Origin of the sequence: Belnapia mucosa, assembly GCF_016775475.1 — a bacterium.
Taxonomy (GTDB): Bacteria; Pseudomonadota; Alphaproteobacteria; order Acetobacterales; family Acetobacteraceae; genus Belnapia; species Belnapia mucosa.
In genome coordinates, this window is sequence record NZ_JAEUXJ010000008.1 from 214233 (window position 1) to 229181 (window position 14949).

Annotated in this window: 15 protein-coding genes and 1 pseudogene; 8 read left to right on the plus strand and 8 right to left on the minus strand. The window is 64.6% G+C overall.

The features are described 5' to 3' along the window. Positions 1-201: 201 nt before the first annotated feature. The 4 genes from JMJ55_RS19110 to JMJ55_RS19125 all read right to left on the minus strand — a co-directional run bounded on the left by JMJ55_RS19110 (position 202) and on the right by JMJ55_RS19125 (position 3098). On the minus strand, positions 202-846 hold the full coding sequence (locus JMJ55_RS19110) for an IS66 family transposase zinc-finger binding domain-containing protein (RefSeq protein ID WP_202827183.1): 645 nt from the start codon (positions 844-846) through the stop codon (positions 202-204). Positions 847-858: 12 nt separating this feature from the next. Continuing rightward, entirely contained in the window at positions 859-1215 is a 357-nt protein-coding gene (gene tnpB / locus JMJ55_RS19115) for an IS66 family insertion sequence element accessory protein TnpB (RefSeq protein WP_202827184.1), read from the minus strand. Next, complete coding sequence (gene tnpA, locus JMJ55_RS19120) at positions 1212-1634, minus strand: IS66-like element accessory protein TnpA (protein WP_202827185.1); 423 nt, start codon at positions 1632-1634, stop codon at positions 1212-1214. Before tnpA ends, tnpB begins: the two co-directional genes overlap by 4 nt. Before the next feature lie 396 nt (positions 1635-2030). Continuing rightward, on the minus strand, positions 2031-3098 hold the full coding sequence (locus JMJ55_RS19125; protein ID WP_202827186.1) for an AI-2E family transporter: 1068 nt from the start codon (positions 3096-3098) through the stop codon (positions 2031-2033). A gap of 292 nt (positions 3099-3390) precedes the next feature. On the opposite strand from JMJ55_RS19125, the gene JMJ55_RS19130 reads away from it, so the two are divergent. Then, positions 3391-4337, plus strand: a protein-coding gene (locus JMJ55_RS19130; RefSeq protein WP_202827187.1) for an IS630 family transposase whose coding sequence is annotated in 2 segments (ribosomal slippage) — positions 3391-3730 and positions 3730-4337 — 948 coding nt in all. Because the reading frame shifts where the segments join, the coding sequence is not laid out codon by codon here. Between the two features lie 255 nt (positions 4338-4592). Here the strand turns inward: JMJ55_RS19130 and JMJ55_RS19135 are convergent. After that, positions 4593-5567 carry a Bug family tripartite tricarboxylate transporter substrate binding protein gene (locus tag JMJ55_RS19135; RefSeq protein WP_202827188.1) on the minus strand — a complete coding sequence of 325 codons (975 nt, stop codon included), beginning with the start codon at positions 5565-5567 and terminating at the stop codon, positions 4593-4595. Between the two features lie 261 nt (positions 5568-5828). On the opposite strand from JMJ55_RS19135, the gene JMJ55_RS19140 reads away from it, so the two are divergent. The 3 genes from JMJ55_RS19140 to JMJ55_RS19150 all read left to right on the plus strand — a co-directional run bounded on the left by JMJ55_RS19140 (position 5829) and on the right by JMJ55_RS19150 (position 9442). Next, positions 5829-6821: a Bug family tripartite tricarboxylate transporter substrate binding protein gene (locus JMJ55_RS19140; protein ID WP_202827189.1), complete on the plus strand. Its 993-nt coding sequence runs from the start codon at positions 5829-5831 to the stop codon at positions 6819-6821. A 336-nt stretch (positions 6822-7157) separates the two neighbouring features. Next, positions 7158-8366: an LLM class flavin-dependent oxidoreductase gene (locus JMJ55_RS19145; RefSeq protein WP_202827190.1), complete on the plus strand. Its 1209-nt coding sequence runs from the start codon at positions 7158-7160 to the stop codon at positions 8364-8366. A gap of 251 nt (positions 8367-8617) precedes the next feature. Then, entirely contained in the window at positions 8618-9442 is an 825-nt protein-coding gene (locus JMJ55_RS19150; protein ID WP_202827191.1) for an amidohydrolase family protein, read from the plus strand. An 18-nt stretch (positions 9443-9460) separates the two neighbouring features. On the opposite strand, the gene JMJ55_RS19155 is transcribed toward JMJ55_RS19150, so the two are convergent. After that, entirely contained in the window at positions 9461-10435 is a 975-nt protein-coding gene (locus tag JMJ55_RS19155; RefSeq protein ID WP_202827192.1) for a Bug family tripartite tricarboxylate transporter substrate binding protein, read from the minus strand. Positions 10436-10736: 301 nt separating this feature from the next. Between JMJ55_RS19155 and JMJ55_RS19160 the strand changes: the two genes are divergently transcribed. Both JMJ55_RS19160 and JMJ55_RS19165 read left to right on the plus strand, forming a co-directional pair. Next, on the plus strand, positions 10737-11234 hold the full coding sequence (locus tag JMJ55_RS19160) for a hypothetical protein (protein WP_202827193.1): 498 nt from the start codon (positions 10737-10739) through the stop codon (positions 11232-11234). Positions 11235-11251: 17 nt separating this feature from the next. Next, on the plus strand, positions 11252-11539 hold the full coding sequence (locus JMJ55_RS19165) for a DUF3489 domain-containing protein (protein WP_268885357.1): 288 nt from the start codon (positions 11252-11254) through the stop codon (positions 11537-11539). A gap of 89 nt (positions 11540-11628) precedes the next feature. On the opposite strand, the gene JMJ55_RS19170 is transcribed toward JMJ55_RS19165, so the two are convergent. After that, positions 11629-12627, minus strand: coding sequence for an LLM class flavin-dependent oxidoreductase (locus tag JMJ55_RS19170; protein WP_202827195.1), 999 nt, complete (start codon positions 12625-12627; stop codon positions 11629-11631). 353 nt (positions 12628-12980) lie between these two features. Next, positions 12981-13415, minus strand: a complete 435-nt coding sequence (locus tag JMJ55_RS19175; protein WP_202827196.1) for a hypothetical protein — start codon at positions 13413-13415, stop codon at positions 12981-12983. Between the two features lie 320 nt (positions 13416-13735). Between JMJ55_RS19175 and JMJ55_RS19180 the strand changes: the two genes are divergently transcribed. Both JMJ55_RS19180 and JMJ55_RS19185 read left to right on the plus strand, forming a co-directional pair. Next, a complete protein-coding gene (locus JMJ55_RS19180) occupies positions 13736-14806 on the plus strand; it encodes an IS110 family RNA-guided transposase (protein WP_202827197.1) in 1071 nt (356 codons plus the stop codon). A gap of 15 nt (positions 14807-14821) precedes the next feature. Next, positions 14822-14949, plus strand: a pseudogene (locus tag JMJ55_RS19185) (IS481 family transposase); the annotation flags it as partial.

Genomic DNA, 14949 nt, shown 5'->3' on the forward strand with positions numbered 1-14949 from the left:
GCGGCCCCTCCGGCCGCGTCAGAGGTCCCCAACAGGGACGAGGGCGGGACGAGCTCGTACTTGCCGAAGTTGCCTTGAGCACGTGGTACAGATTTGGAGCCGTCCGCCTCCTCGTTTCGCATCATGTGGCGGCCACGCCGACCACGGACAGAAGCATGGCCCTGTTTGGTGGATCCTCGGCGCTTGACGGAAGAGGCCCGATCACAGAAGCGGCAAGTGATCCGCGTAGCGCGATACCAGGAGGTGCGCAACGGTCGCCTCGGTCGGCATGCCGCCCTCGATCAGGCGAGCGGGCGCGGGAGCCTGCAGCACGACGCCGGGGCAGGCGCGGCAGGCCAGCTTGGGGCGCCTGGTCACGAGGGTTCGGAACTGGGCGGGGATCACGTCCAGCCGCCTGGCAGTGTCGCTGCCGATCTCGACCAGCGGACCCTGGCAGCAGGGGCAGGCCGTCGCCTCCGGCGTCAGCACCTGCTCGATCTCCGGCAGATGCGCGGGCAGGCGGCCGCGGCCGGCCCGGCGGCGCTGCTTCTGCTGCTCGCGGGCCGCCGGCGACCGCTTGCCTGCCTCGGCGGCGTTCTCGGCCAGCGTCGCCTCGATCTCCTCGAAGGCGAATTGCAGCTGCTCATCCGTCAGCCGCTCCGACTTTCGCCCAAACTGCCGGCGCTGCAGCTTCAGCAGCAGGTGGCGCAGGCGCTCATTCTGCTCGACCAGCGCATCGCGCTCGGCGATCACGCTGTCGCATCGGGATGCCAGAACGTCGACCTTGTCCAGCGCCTCGAGCAGCAGCGCCCGCAGTGCTGCGGGATCCTCCGGCAGTGTCGGCGTGTCGGTGTCAGCGGCGCGCATCACCTGGCAATTCTATGCAGGCGCGCCCGGTTTGGGAATCTCTCGCGTCGCCTGGACGCGTCGCCAATCGATCCCGGAGAACAGCGCGGCGAACTCGACCGCGCTCAGCCGCATGACGCCGTCCGTCACTGGTGGCCAGCGGAACGCGCCGCCTTCCAGCTGCTTCCAGACCAACACCAGGCCGCTGTCGTCCCAGGTCAGGATCTTCACCCGGTCGGCTCGCTTCGAGCGGAACACCAGCACCACGCCCGAGAACGGGTCGGTGCCCAGTTCGGCGGCCGCCAGCGCAGCCAAGGCGTGCGCACCGCGGCGGAAGTCCACCGGCTTGGTCGCCAGCAGGATCCGCACGCCGGCGGGCAGCGCGATCATGCCGCTGAGGTCCGGATCGCGCGCAGCACCGTCGTCAGCAGGGCCTCGTCGGTACCGGTCGCGATGCGCAGCACCGCGCCCGCCAGCTTCACCTCGATCGATGATGGCTGGCGCACCGGCGCGGCCGCCGCTTCAGGCACCGGGGCCGGCGGTTCGGCCACCACCGGAACGAAGCTCGGCCCTGCCGTCGGGGTGGCGCTCACCAGGGCCCGGCGCGCTTGCCGGCGCCAGTCGAAGACTTGCTGCGGGCTCACCTGCCAGCGGCGGGCAACCTCGGTCACCTTCGCGCCGGGCTCGGCCGTCTCGGCGACGATCCGCGCCTTCTCGTCCTCCGACCAACTCCGCCGCCGGCCAGGCCCCGTCAGAACCTCGACCCGGCGATACCCGATACCCTTCGCGTCGTCTGTAACGCTATCCATAACGTCGTCCGGAAGCCTGCTGCCTCCAACCGACCCACCACATTCACAGGCATCGAGGGAAGAAGGGCCTCGAACGGCCGCTTACGCTGCTCCGTCGGGCCGAGCGGATTGAGCGCGGCTTCCTCGGGACGCTGCTGCGGCTCACCCTGGGGCCGCCTCGTATCGTCGGAGCAATCCTCGACGGACGGCAGCCGGACGGAATCAGCCTTTCCGCCACAATGGAGGCATTTCCGCTAGCATGGGCGGAGCAGACCCGGCACCGCACTTCCCTGTCTCTGTCCCGTCCGACAGGTCGCCAGAGGCACGGGTCGAAGGATACCCAACGTCGACCGACCGAGCTCGGTAGGCGCGTTTATTAAAGTGCACCCAAGCCGGCCTTGAAAGAGGCACGTCCCCTCAGATCAGGTTCTTCGCCAAGAGCTCGTTCTTGAGGTAGGCGTAGTAAACCGGCGCAGCGATTACGCCAGGTATGCCGAAAATTGCCTCCATCACCAGCATCGCGAGCAGAAGCTCCCATGCTCGCGCATTGATCTGCCCGCCCATCACCCGCGCGTTCACAAAATATTCTAGCTTGTGGATCACGACCAGGAACCCCAGCGAGCCCACGGCCAAAAGGGGTGAGACGCTCAGGCTCACGACTACGATCACAGTGTTCGAGATCAGATTGCCGATTACGGGAAGAAGCCCGGTGATAAAGGTCACCACCACCATAGTTTTGCCGAGAGGGAGCTGAATACCCATCCAGGGAACGATAATGAGCAGATAAACGCCCGTCAGAGCGGTATTCAGCGCCGAGATCCGAACCTGAGCGAAAACTACGCTACGAAAAGCTGCTCCAAGCAGGCGAGTTCTCTCGGTCAGCGCGTGCACCAGAGGGCCGTGCTCAATATCCCCGGCCTGGCGGCTGACAGCAATCATCCCGCCAATGATCATACCAAAGAGAATATGGAGCAGAGCTCGCCAAACATCCTGGCCGATGGAGCGCAGCTGTCCGGCATGCTCGCGCAACCAAACGACTACCGCGGCCTTCAGCTCGGTCGGTTCGTCCGGGAAAGAGCTGACCGCCCAAGCCGGGAGACGAGAGCGAGCTGTCTCGATCACCTCGGCCATTTTCTGGAGGAGAACGGACAGGTTCTCCGACCCGCCCGATAAGAGCGAGATGAGCCCCAGGATCGCGCCCCCAATTGCGGCAATGACAAGGATGGCGAGCAGGGCCACGACGATGATCTTGCCAGTGCGCCGATGCACAAACCGGCTGTTGTGGCTCGGCGCGAGCGAATGCACGAGTTCGTAGACCAACAGTCCAGCGAGCAGCGATGCCAGCAAATGGAACTGCAGGACCCCGAGCAAAGCGAGCCCAATCAGGAGTTGAGTCGTAAGCTCAAGCCGAGGAGAGATGGCCGCCGTCCTCCTAAACGGTATGGGCTTTTCCAGTGGTGGCTGGTGTCCAACAGGATCGAGCATGGAGTCGGCTCTGGCGCTGCACTTGGCCTAACTCTACTAGTGCCTCCAGCAACCCGGTCAACCCGCGCCGGCGCTTGCGCTGAGGAGTGATGACGACAATCTTGCCGAGTGCGGAAGAGCGCCGCCGGGTCGCAGTCCACCCATGGACCTCGCGCAGCACTGCCCGCCACCTCTTGGTGCCGCGCCAGGGAAAGCTGGGCACCTGGAGCGGTTTTCTGCCTGACTGAATCGGTTGTGACCTCGCTGGCTGCCGGGAGGTGATTCAGTGCTCGCTGCGAGAGGGCTGGTGAGCATGTCGAAGGCGTTGTCGGTGGACCTGCGGGAGCGTGTGGTGGCTGCCGTTGCAGCGGGGACGTCCCGGCGTGCGGCAGCGGCTCGCTTTGGGGTCAGCGTCTCGAGCGCGATCCGCTGGTGCATCCTGGCTCGGGAGGTGGGCTCTGTGGCGCCTGGGCCGCTGGGCGGAGACCGCCGGTCGAAGCATATTGAGGCGCATGGAGCACTGATCCGAAGCCTCTTGGACCGGAAGTCTGACATCACGCTCAAGGAGATCCGAGCGGAGTTGGCCAAGCTGGGCGTGTCAGCGGGTATCGTGACGATATGGCGCTTCTTCCAACGGCACCGCCTGACGCTTAAAAAAAGACGGCGCATGCCGCCGAGCAGAACCGTCCAGACATCCTGAAGCGGCGCTGGGCTTGGTTCGAGGCCCAGCCTGACCTCGATCCTGATTGTCTGGTATTTATCGATGAGACCTGGGCCTCGACCAACATGGCCCGCACCCATGGCCGGGCACCCCGGGGCGAGCGGCTGCGGGCCGCCATCCCGCACGGCCATTGGTCGACCACCACCTTCGTCGCCGGACTGCGCAACACCGGCATGGTCGCTCCCATGGTGCTGGACGGGCCGATCAACGGTGAACTCTTCCAGGCCTATGTCGACCAGGTCCTCGTGCCCGAGCTGCGTCCTGGCGACATCGTCGTGATGGACAACCTCGGCAGCCACAAGGGCACAGGTGTCAGGGCAGCCATCGAGGCCGCGGGCGCGAGCCTGCTCTACCTCCCGCCCTACAGCCCCGACTTCAACCCGATCGAGAACGCTTTCGCCAAGCTCAAGGCCGCGCTCCGCTCAGCTGTCGAACGCACCATCGGTGGCCTCTGGGTCAGCATCGGTCGCATCATCGAGACCTTCACCCCCGCCGAGTGCGCCAACTACTTCGCCGCCGCAGGTTACGATGCAGACTGATCGAAAACCGCTCTAGCCGATGCCGGTATTCGGTAGCACAACCTTCAGGGAAAGACTGCGCTTGAGGGTGTCTGCTGTGGCCGACGCAGGTGCCGCTTGTCACCTGCAGCGCCACCGAAGTGCCGTGCCGCTCCGTCACCTCAAAGGTCGGCTAGTTCACGCCGCGGCCGAGCAGTGTCTCCGCTGCGCCGAGCATCAGCACCCGCACAAAACAGCGGCCCTTAGCGTGACGTTCGCTTTCCTGCGCCGCAGGTGTCAGCCACCCTCAAAGGTGATGCCAAGCTTGCGAATCAGGTCGCGCTCGATCGGCACACGCTTCGCCACCCAGGCGCGGTACTCCTCACCGCTCATATAGAGTGTCGGCATGTCGTAGCGCGTCAGCGCCGCCTGGTGCGCCGGGTCGAACAGCGCCTTGCGGAAGGCATCGTGCAGCAGTTGCACCACCGCCGGATCCATCCCTTTCGGGCCGGCCAGTGCATAGGGAGCGATGCCACCGATATCGTGACCATATTCGCTGATTGCCGGGGCCTCAGGGAAGCGCTTCGGCCGCTCGTTGCCCCAGATCGCTAGAATGCGCATCCGCCCGGCATCGACGTGCGGCGCCCAGCCGCTGGAATCGGCGATAGCATCCACTTGGCCCGAGAGCAGCGCGGTCGTCGTCTCTGCCACGCCACGATAGGGCACATGCAGCATCTCCACCCGCTCGGCGGCCAGAAGCTGCGCCATGACGAGGTGCGACAACCCACCGACGCCCGAGCTGCCGAAGGAAAGCTTCCCCGGATTTGCCCGTGCCTCCGTCATGAGCGATGGCCAATCGCGCCAGCGCGCCTCGCTTCGCACCACGAGGCCGGAGAGGTAGCCGGTTAACGCCAGGAGATAGGTGAAGTCGTTCACCGAATCCCAGGTCGCGGAGCGCGTCATGAAGGGGTGCGACAGAACGCCCGAATGGATCTGGCCGATCGTATAGCCATCGGGCCTGGCCTGCCCGTGCAGGATCTGCGCGGCGAAGGTCCCACGCGCGCCGGGACGGTTCTCCACCAGAACCGGCTGGCTCAGCTCCCGCCCTGCGATTTCCGCCAAGACGCGCATTTGGCCGTCGGTGGAACCGCCCGCAGCCCAGGGCACGATGAGGCGGATCGGCCGTTCCGGGAAGCCGGCGGCACGGCCGAGCGATGGCGCGGTAAGCAGCGCGGCGGCGACCGGCGCCAACCGACGACGAGTGGGATGCATGGCCTATCCTCCTGCGGCCGCTCTGCCGGCGGCCGTCGAGACGGTAGGCTAGATCGAGTGAGTGCCGAGGCTCGATGCCGATGCCTCTGGCCGGGGAGGTGGGGACGATTCAGTCTTTCGCAGCGATCGGCAACAGCTCTAGGGTTGCGAGAAGCGAAAAGAGCCAGGCACCCAGCTGCCGGGCCGATCGAGAGGGCCAGTCCGGATGGTTAATGTCCTAGACTGTATGGTGCCGTCCACGCATTCCATGGTGCCGGCCCGATGAACCGCAGCAACATCTTCCGCCGTGCCCTGCTCGGCGGCGTTGGCGCCCTTGCCGCGCCATTGGTTGCCGATGCCCAGAGTAAGGGCCCAGAGGGCTGGCCGAACGGCCGCAGCGTCAGCCTGGTGATCCCCTTCACTCCGGGAGGCGGTACCGATGTCGTCGCTCGCATCCTGCAGGAAGGCTTCGGCGAGACCTTCGGTGGCAACTTCGTCATGGAACACAAGCCGGGCGCCACCACAACGGTCGGCGCGCGCTACGTGGCTCGGGCTCGGCCGGATGGCGGCACGCTTCTGGTCGGTAGCAACTCCGCCCTGTCCCAAGCCCCCTTTGCCTACCGCAACCTGGGCTATGATCCACTGACCGATTTCACTCATATCAGCCTGCTCTTCGCTTCAGCCTATCTACTGGTGGCGCATCCGCGCTGGACCAGCTTCGCGGAGGTGATTGAGGCGGCGAAGCGCCAGCCCGGCAAGCTCTCCTACGCCACCTGGGGTGTCGGCTCGACAGCACATATGCTGATGCTCGAACTCTGCGAGCGGAGCGGGATCGAGATGCTGCACGTGCCCTTCGGCGGCCCGGCTCCGGCGCTGACCGAAATCCTCGCAGGCCGCATCGACATGATGTTCACCACTTTCGCGCCGGCACGCGGGCATGTGCTGGAGAGGCGGCTGAGTGCGCTCGGCGCGCCGCATGAACAGCGGCTTGCGGCGGTGCCGAGGGTGCCGACGATGGGCGAACTCGGGCTACCCGAATTCCTGGTTAGCGCCTGGTGGTGCCTGGCAGGGCCCGCCGGCCTCCCACCGCCACTCGCAGACGCGCTGGAACAGGCAGTGCATGCCGCGATCGCCCGCACGCAGGCCCAGCGCCTGGCTGAGGAGTTCGGCCTGCTACCGCTACCACTCGGGCCGCAGGCGATGCGCGCCCGCATCACCCGAGACCTCGCGCTGAATGAGGGGCTGATGCGCAAGGCAGGCATTACGCCGGAGTAGGGCTGCGTATCTGGGTTGTGTCTAGCCGGTCCAAAGTGCGCTGCGTCATCCCGGCCACGCAATTTGTAATTGTGGCAACCTGGCCCTCGTACCGGGAGAGCGCATGATCGCGATTTTGCACAGATAGTTAAGCTCGGCGTCTGACGACGGATTTTTAGAGTTCATCAGCCCAGAAGGGTAATTTCGAGTCTACCTTTGCCGACGGCGTGGTTAACGGACAGGTATCCGATTTCGCTTGACCCCGCTCATATCGACTTACAGCCTCCACAGGAGGTCACGATAACGCCGAGCCACCGATCACGCCGCGACGGCTGGTACAAGGGAGGAAAGCTCCGGATGAAGTTCGGAATCTTCTACGAACTGCAGCTGCCAAAGCCCTGGGGGCCAACCAGCGAACGCGACCTCTACCGGAATGCACTCGCCCAACTCGAACTCGCAGACCGGCTCGGCTATGACTATGCTTGGGAAGTTGAGCACCACTTCCTCGAGGAATACTCGCATTCTCCGGCGCCGGAGGTATTCCTCGGTGCCGCTAGTCAGCGCACAAGCCGCATCCGCCTCGGCCATGGCATCATCCAGCTCACGACCAACCATCCGGCGCGCGTCGCGGAGCGGGTCGCTACGCTCGACCTCCTGAGCGACGGCCGGGTGGAGTTCGGCATCGGCGAAGGCGCCAGCATTACCGAACTCGCCCCGTTCGACCGCACTATGGCGGAGAAGCGCGCCATCTGGGAGGACGCAGTGCGCTGCATCATTCCCATGATGCGGGAGGAGGGCTTCGAGTACGACGGCCCCCACTTCCAATTCCCTTTGCGGAATGTACTGCCGAAGCCATTGCAGAGACCTCATCCTCCGCTTTGGGTTGCCTGTTCCCAGCTGGAGACGATCGAAATGGCTGGGCGCCGTGGCATGGGGGCACTCGGTTTCCAGTTCCTGAGCGCTGATGCAGCACGCGCCTGGGTAAGCGCCTACTACAACAGCTATGTGAAGCGTCTCGATAAGCTGGCCGACTACACGACCAACCCCAACATCGCCCTGGTCAGCTATTTCATGTGCGCAGAAACGGACGAGGAAGCCCGGCGGCGCGCGGATGGCGTCACCTTCTTCCAATTCGCGCTCCGTTACTACAGCGCGGCTCAGGGTCGCGAACGTGCCAAGCCCGGCACGGTTAGCCTCTGGGCCGAGTACGAGGCGTGGAAGCGGGCCAACCCGGAAGCCGTGGCACGGGCCCTCTCCGGTGGATTGATCGGCTCGCCGGAGACCCTCCGCCGCAAGCTGCGCAAGTTTGAGGCGTCCAACATCGACCAGATCATCCTGCTCAATCAGGCCGGCAAGAACAGTCATGCCGATATCTGCGAAAGCCTCGATCTGTTTGCGCGAGAAGTGATGCCGGAATTCCATTCCCGAGAGTCTGAGCACCAAGACTGGAAGCGGCGGGTTCTTGCCGGAGAGATCACGCTGGAGGAGATAGACACAACACCTTTCCGAGACCGCTTCGGGCCGAACGCCGTGCAGGCTGCGCCGGCCGCTGGCGCCGGGGAATGACAGCGGTGCGGCGGCGATTGATCGCGCTGGCGGCGCTGGTCTGGCTCCTTCTACCAAATCTCGGCCTTGCCGCCGATCCGGTCTAGCCTACGCGCCCGATCACAATAATGGTGTCTTACCCACCCGGTGCGATCGCCGACACAGTCGGCGGTCGGTCACCGAACGGCTCGGCCTCGTGCTGGGACGGCTATGCGGCGGCGGATGTTGCTTGCGGCTAGCGGCATGGCCTTGGTGTCAAGGGAGGAAGAAGCGTGAAAATCGTCGACGCACAAATTCATATCTGGTCCAGCGGTGCACCTTCAGGCCTGCATCGTAAGGTGTCGTCCTTTACTGCGGAGGAGGCGCTGAAGGAGATGGATGAGGCAGGCGTAGATGCTGCACTGATTCACCCGCCTAGCAGTTGGGATCCCAACTCGAATGACTTAGCGGTAGAAGCTGCACGAAAGTACCCGGACCGCTTTGCTGTGATGGGCCAGTTCCCACCTGACAGACCAGAGAACCGCAAGCTGATTCAGAGTTGGAAGAACCAGCCCGGAATGCTGGGACTGCGCTGGGCTTTGCTGACAGCTGAGCAACAGGCCTGGTTGCGAGATGGCACGCTTGATTGGCTGTGGCCGGCGGCCGAGCGGGAGGGATTGCCCATCGCCACCATGGCCGGCCTGTTCCTACCGGAGTTCCGCAAAGTCGCCGAAGCGCATCCGAACCTGAAACTCATCATCGACCATTGTGGACTGGTGCGGACCGCACAGGACGATGCGGCCTTTGCCAAGCTGGATGAGTTAATAGCACTGGCAAAGCTGCCCAATGTCGCCGTGAAGGCGACCGGTGCGCCGCACTACTCGACACAGCCCTATCCGTACCCGAACCTGCATGATGGTCTGCACCGCATTTTCGATGCTTTCGGGCCCCAGCGCTTTTTCTGGGGCACCGACATCACTCGTATGCCGTGCAGCTACCGGCAATGCGTGACCTTCTTTACCGAAGAGCTACCCTGGCTACGCGGCCGCGACCTGGAGCTCGTCATGGGCCGGGCGCTTTGCGAGTGGCTCGGTTGGAATCTGGCCTTGGATGACTGAGCGTTTGCACGGACGAGCTTACTCCGCACGGATATTGTTGGCGGCTATGACTGCCTTCCATTTCGCGCGGTCACGTAGGATCGTTTCTACCATCATATCAATACTACCACCGCGCGGCTGGTAGCCTAGCCCGACCAGCTGCTCGGCCACCTCCGGCATGGCGACGATCCGGTTGATCTCGACATTCAGGCCCTCGACGATCTCCCGCGGCGTACGGCCAGGAGCGGCGATACCGAACCAGTTGTCGGCGCGAAACTCTGGGAGTCCGGACCCCGCGATGGTCGGGACGCCAGGCAGCACTGGCGATGGCGGCGTGCTGGTGAAGGCGATCGGGCGGACGGCGCCGGAGCGAATATGCGGAAGGATCTCGGCAAGGTTGCCGAACATCATGTCGACGCGCCCAGCGATGATCTCGGCGATAGCAGGCGGCCCACCACGGAAGGGGACGTGCAGCATCCGTATGCCTGCCATGCTCGTGAACTGCGCCGCCCAAAGCTGATACGAACTACCCACGCCTGAGGAGCCATAGGTCAGTGTGTCAGGATTGGCCCTCGCGTAATCAATGATTTCACGCACTGTCCGGAACGGCGTCTTGTTTGCAACATAGAGCAGATTGTCGAGGCCCGCGATGATCACCGCAGGTGCCAAGTCCTTATCCGGATCAAAGGTCAGCGTCACACCGGGCATGACTGGCGCGGTACTGGCCATGCTCATGGTGTAGAGCAGGATGGTATGACCATCAGGTCGTGCTGTGGCCACTGCCGCTGCAGCAATCAGGCCGTTGGCGCCGGTTCGGTTGTCGACGTTGACTGGCTGACCGAGACGCTCGCTCAGCCGTCCCGCAACCAGGCGGGCCAGGATGTCGGCGCCACCACCGGGCGGAAATCCATTGACCAGCATGATTGGCTGGGTGGGCCAGCGTTGCGCAATCGCCGGGATGCTGCCCGCCAGCAGCGCGGCCAGTACGATGCTGATTCTTAGGCAGGTCTTCATGCTGTTCCTCCCCTGCATGATGCCGAGATAAGCCACCGGTCGGCACCGTAGTTGACGTCAGCGTACCGGAGCGAGGGGCCAGAGCATAGCGGCGTGCATGCTACGGAGAGGCGATCGTCATGGATATCGCAACGGCCAGCGCACGGTGACGCCCAGGTCCCGATAAAGCTTGCTGCGCGCTCCGGACAGAGCAAAGAATGCTGTTGCGCCGGGAGTACTCGGCGCCGCCCCGTCCGGCTCCAAGGCGGGGCTCGGGCTCGTAGCATCCGACTGGTCGGGTGCTGCACTGGGAGCCCCGAACATGGCCCTCTCTGACACCGCCCGCCGCATCCTCGCAGAAGCCGCCCAGCACCCGCTGCGCCTAGCCGCATCGCCCGACAAGCTCCCGGTCGCCGCTGCCCGGGCGGTGCTGAGTAGCCTACTGAAGCAGGACTACGTCGAGGAAAGCGAGGCGCCTGACGAGTTCGCTGGTCTCCGGTGGCATCAACAGGATGGCACCCGGCCGACGATGCGCATCACCGCGGCCGGGCTGGCCATCATCGGTGCCACGCCGGTCAATGCCGCAGTCGAGGACGGTGACCACGCGGAGGCCGTCAGCACGGTCCCCGCCGATGCGGCTCAGGAGCCCGGTAGCGCACCGCTGGCGCCTCCTACGGCGCCGGAGGGGCTGGTGGCGCCCACCGGCACCGAGGCGGCCCAGGCCCACTCCACGCGCCCAGCCTGCGCGACGCCGCCCACCGCGTCCTCAGCGCCTGGGATGACGAGGTCAGCCAGCGCGCCGACCTGCCCGACGCCATAGCCTCGCTGCGCGGGCTCCTGCCCAAACCCACACCAGCATCCCGCACCGCCGGCCCCCGCAAGCCGCGCGAGGGCACCAAGCAGCAGCAGGTGCTCGCCATGCTGCGTAAGCCGGAGGGCGCTACGGTGGCGCAGATCGCCAAAGCCACCGGTTGGCAGGCCCACACGGTCCGCGGCTTCTTCGCCGGTTTGAAGAAGCGTCAGGGCATCGCGGTCCAAGCCGCTGAGCGGGTCCGGCAGGTCGGGCCCAGCAAGGAGGGCGCCAAGGGTAGCTACACCGTCTACCGCGCCGCCGAGGCAGGTTGAAGCGCCGTTCGCACTCCAGGTCTCATCTCCCGCGGTTGACGGGGCAAGGATCGCATAGCATGAGCCGGAGCAGCGACGGGCGCGTCAACCTATCCGAAAATCTCCCCCAATCTGCGAATGCTTTCCAACACTCGCGCTTGCGGCAAGCCAGGCCACTGCACACGCATGATGAAGTGATCCACCCCGAGCTCCTCACGGTAGCGCGCCACCTCCTCTTTCACCGAGACCTTGTCGCCGATGATAAATCGGTCCTTTACAAAGGCTTCGAAGGGTTTGCCGAAGAGCGAGACATCATCATCTCCTGTTACCGGTCCGGAAAGGCCCCAGGCGGCATAGGCTGCGTACTTGTATCGCAGTGCTGCGCGGCATTCCTCGTAGGCCGTGGCATGAGATGAGCCAACGTAGCACTCCCGCGCGATCGGGAACTCTCTCGGCGTGCGGCCGTATTCCGCCAGCGCAGCGCGGTAGATGCCCATCTGCCGGCGCACCGTGTCCAGGTGGTCGGAGTTCACGATAAGCCAAGCATCGCCAATGCGCGCGGCGCGCTTTACCGCGAGATCAACCTTTGCGGCGACATAGACTGGGGGTCCGCCGGGTGTGAAGGGCGTGCTCCCAAGGCTCCCCTTGTCCACTGTGTAGAACTTGCCGTGGTGCGTCACTTCCGTCTCGCTCCACAGACGGCGCATTAGCGCGATGCTTTCGACAAGGCGTGGAGCGCGCTCGGTGATTGGCACGCCGAAGGCGGTAAACTCCGTCTCGCGATAGCCGAGGCCCACACCAAGCACGTACCTGCCGCCCGTCAGGAGGTCCATGGTCGCGGACTCCTCTGCGACCTGCACCGGGTTCAGCAACGGCAGGATACGGATGTTCGGGCCTATCACCATCCCCTCGGCCTCACGCATGAGCCAGGCGGCTAGCAGCATGGGCTGTGGCATCTGTAGCGGGCCGGTCAGGTAGTGGTCCGGGAACCACAAGGAGTGAAAGCCGGAATCACGGGCCAGACGCACCTGCTCCTGCATTTCCGGCAGGTAATCGGCCAGGCAATCGCCTTTCGGAAACTGAGTGTTGAGGAATAGCCCGACCCTCATGGCTTCGCTCCCGTGACGTTCGCCGCGAAGGCTAACGCGGGGTTAGGCGCGCGTCACCCACTCGTAAGTGGCGCCGGTAAAGCGAGATGCCAAGCGCCGGGGCGGATGGCCCGACGGTGGCCAAGCCGTTACGTTTTTTCGCGCACACTCAGGAAAATGCATGCTGCCGTCTGATCCGGCCGGGGGCGACTCGAACAAGACGGGCGCCAAGGGCAGTTACACCCTCTAGCGCATCGCCGAGGCGGGTTGATGCGGTTGGCGCTGCATGGACGTGCCCGGTTGACGGTTAGGCTTCGGTTTCGGCCGGATGTCCGAGGCCACCGCCTCGACTTGGCGCCGGACCAGCCAGGCACTCAGCCATCAAAGCGAAGTTCGAGGAGATCGACCTCGCGCATCAGCCGATGTGCGGTCTCGGTGCCAATCCTCCTGCTGCGAAGCAGCCCAGTGATGACGCCCCGCTCGGCCTTCAGCGCTGCGAGCATCATTTCCCGTTCCGCCGCCTCGCTACGCCGTGCCAGCGCCGCCTCCTCCCCATCTCCGCTCCGGTGGTCGATACGCAAGCGGTAAAACCCCATGATCCGCGCGGCCGCCGCGACGGTCACGTCCGCATCCGTCCGCCCTGAGGCCAGCGCATGCTGGGTGCGTTCCACCGCTGTTATGGCAGCCTGGGCCGCCACCACGCGCGCCCGGTCCTCTTGTTCTACCTGACTTTGGTCAGCCGGCATCTGCAGCCCCTGCAGGAGAAGCGGCAGCCCGATGCTTGCTGTGATGAGCGAAAGGATGATCACTGTTTGATCCCAGGGTTTGATGGTGCAGTCTTCCAGCAGGCGTGGAAGGACGCGCTATGGGCCAAGTTCAGCATGGGAGCGCCACAACGACAGCGGCGGTCCGTCGAGCGATACAGCTGTGAGTATATCGGTGCGGTCTGGAGGGTCTGACCCTCGATACAGCTGACTTCGTGTCATGACTTTGATGTGTCGACCCTCCAGGCTGCAGCTGGCTGTCGAGCGGATCGTGACTTCATAGGAGCTTGAGGGTCACCCTCCCATCACAGTTCTGTCCGCCCGCTCGACGGCCAGGCCCTTTGTTTGGCTTGGAGCGCCTCACCATGAGCGAGACCACGTCCAGTACCGCCATTATCATCGGCGTTGATACCCATAAGCTTACCCATGCCGCCGTGGCGATCAGCGCACTCGGCGCCCGCCTCGGCAGCCTGACCATCCCGGCCAACAGTCGAGGCTACCAAGCTCTGCAGGCTTGGGCTCGGTCCCTGGGAGTCATTCGCGCCTTTGGCATCGAAGGCACCAGCTCCTATGGCGCTGGCCTGTCCCGCTTCCTGTGCGAGCACGATCAGCCCGTGTTCGAGGTCAACCACCCTAATCGCCAGCTGCGACGCCAGAAAGGTAAGGACGATACGCTCGACGCCGAGGGTGCCGCCCGCAGCGTCCTGGCTGGCCAGGCCACCGCAGCACCGAAGCCCGGCACGAGCGCGGTCGAGATGATCCGCCACCTCAAGGTGGCCCGTGACACCGCGGTCAAGGCTCGGAGCCAAGCCATACAAACGCTCAGAGCCGTTATCGTCAGCGCGCCTGCGGTGCTGCGTGAGCAACTCGACAGCATCTCCGGAAAGATGACGCTGCTCCGCCACCTCGCTGCTCTGCGTCCAGGTCCACTGACCTCGACGACGGCCTCCGCCAAGGCCAGCCTGCGGGCCATCGCCCGGCGCTGGCTGACCCTCAACGAAGAAATCAAAACCCATGACGCTCATCTCGATCAGCTGACAAGCCAACTTGCTCCTGAACTGGTACAGGCGCACGGCATGGGCGCGGGCACCGCTGCCGAGATGCTGCTGCTCGTTGGGGACAACCGCGAGCGCATCCACTCCGAGGCAGCCATGGCTAAGCTATGCGGCGTCTGCCCGATCCCAGCGTCCAGCGGCAAGACCAGCCGACACCGGCTCAACCGCGGCGGCAACCGCCAGGCCAATGCCGCCCTCTACCGTGTGGTCATCGTGCGCATGCGCGCTCACCAGCCCACCCTTGACTACGTCAAGCGACGTACCGCCGAGGGGAAGAGCAAGCCCGAGATCATCCGATGCCTTAAGCGCTTTATAGCCCGCGAGATCTTTGGCTATCTCTGTCGCCCATCAAGCGCCCAATCCTCACCAGCAGGACCTTGACCAATATAGGAGCATCATAGTCAAGAGAGCCTGAGAGGGCTCGCCAAGCGCTACGGGATCAACCTCAAGACGGTGGCCAAGTGGCGCAAGCGCGCCTTTGTGGCCGACCTGCCTACCGGGCCAAAGAGGCCGACGTCGACGGT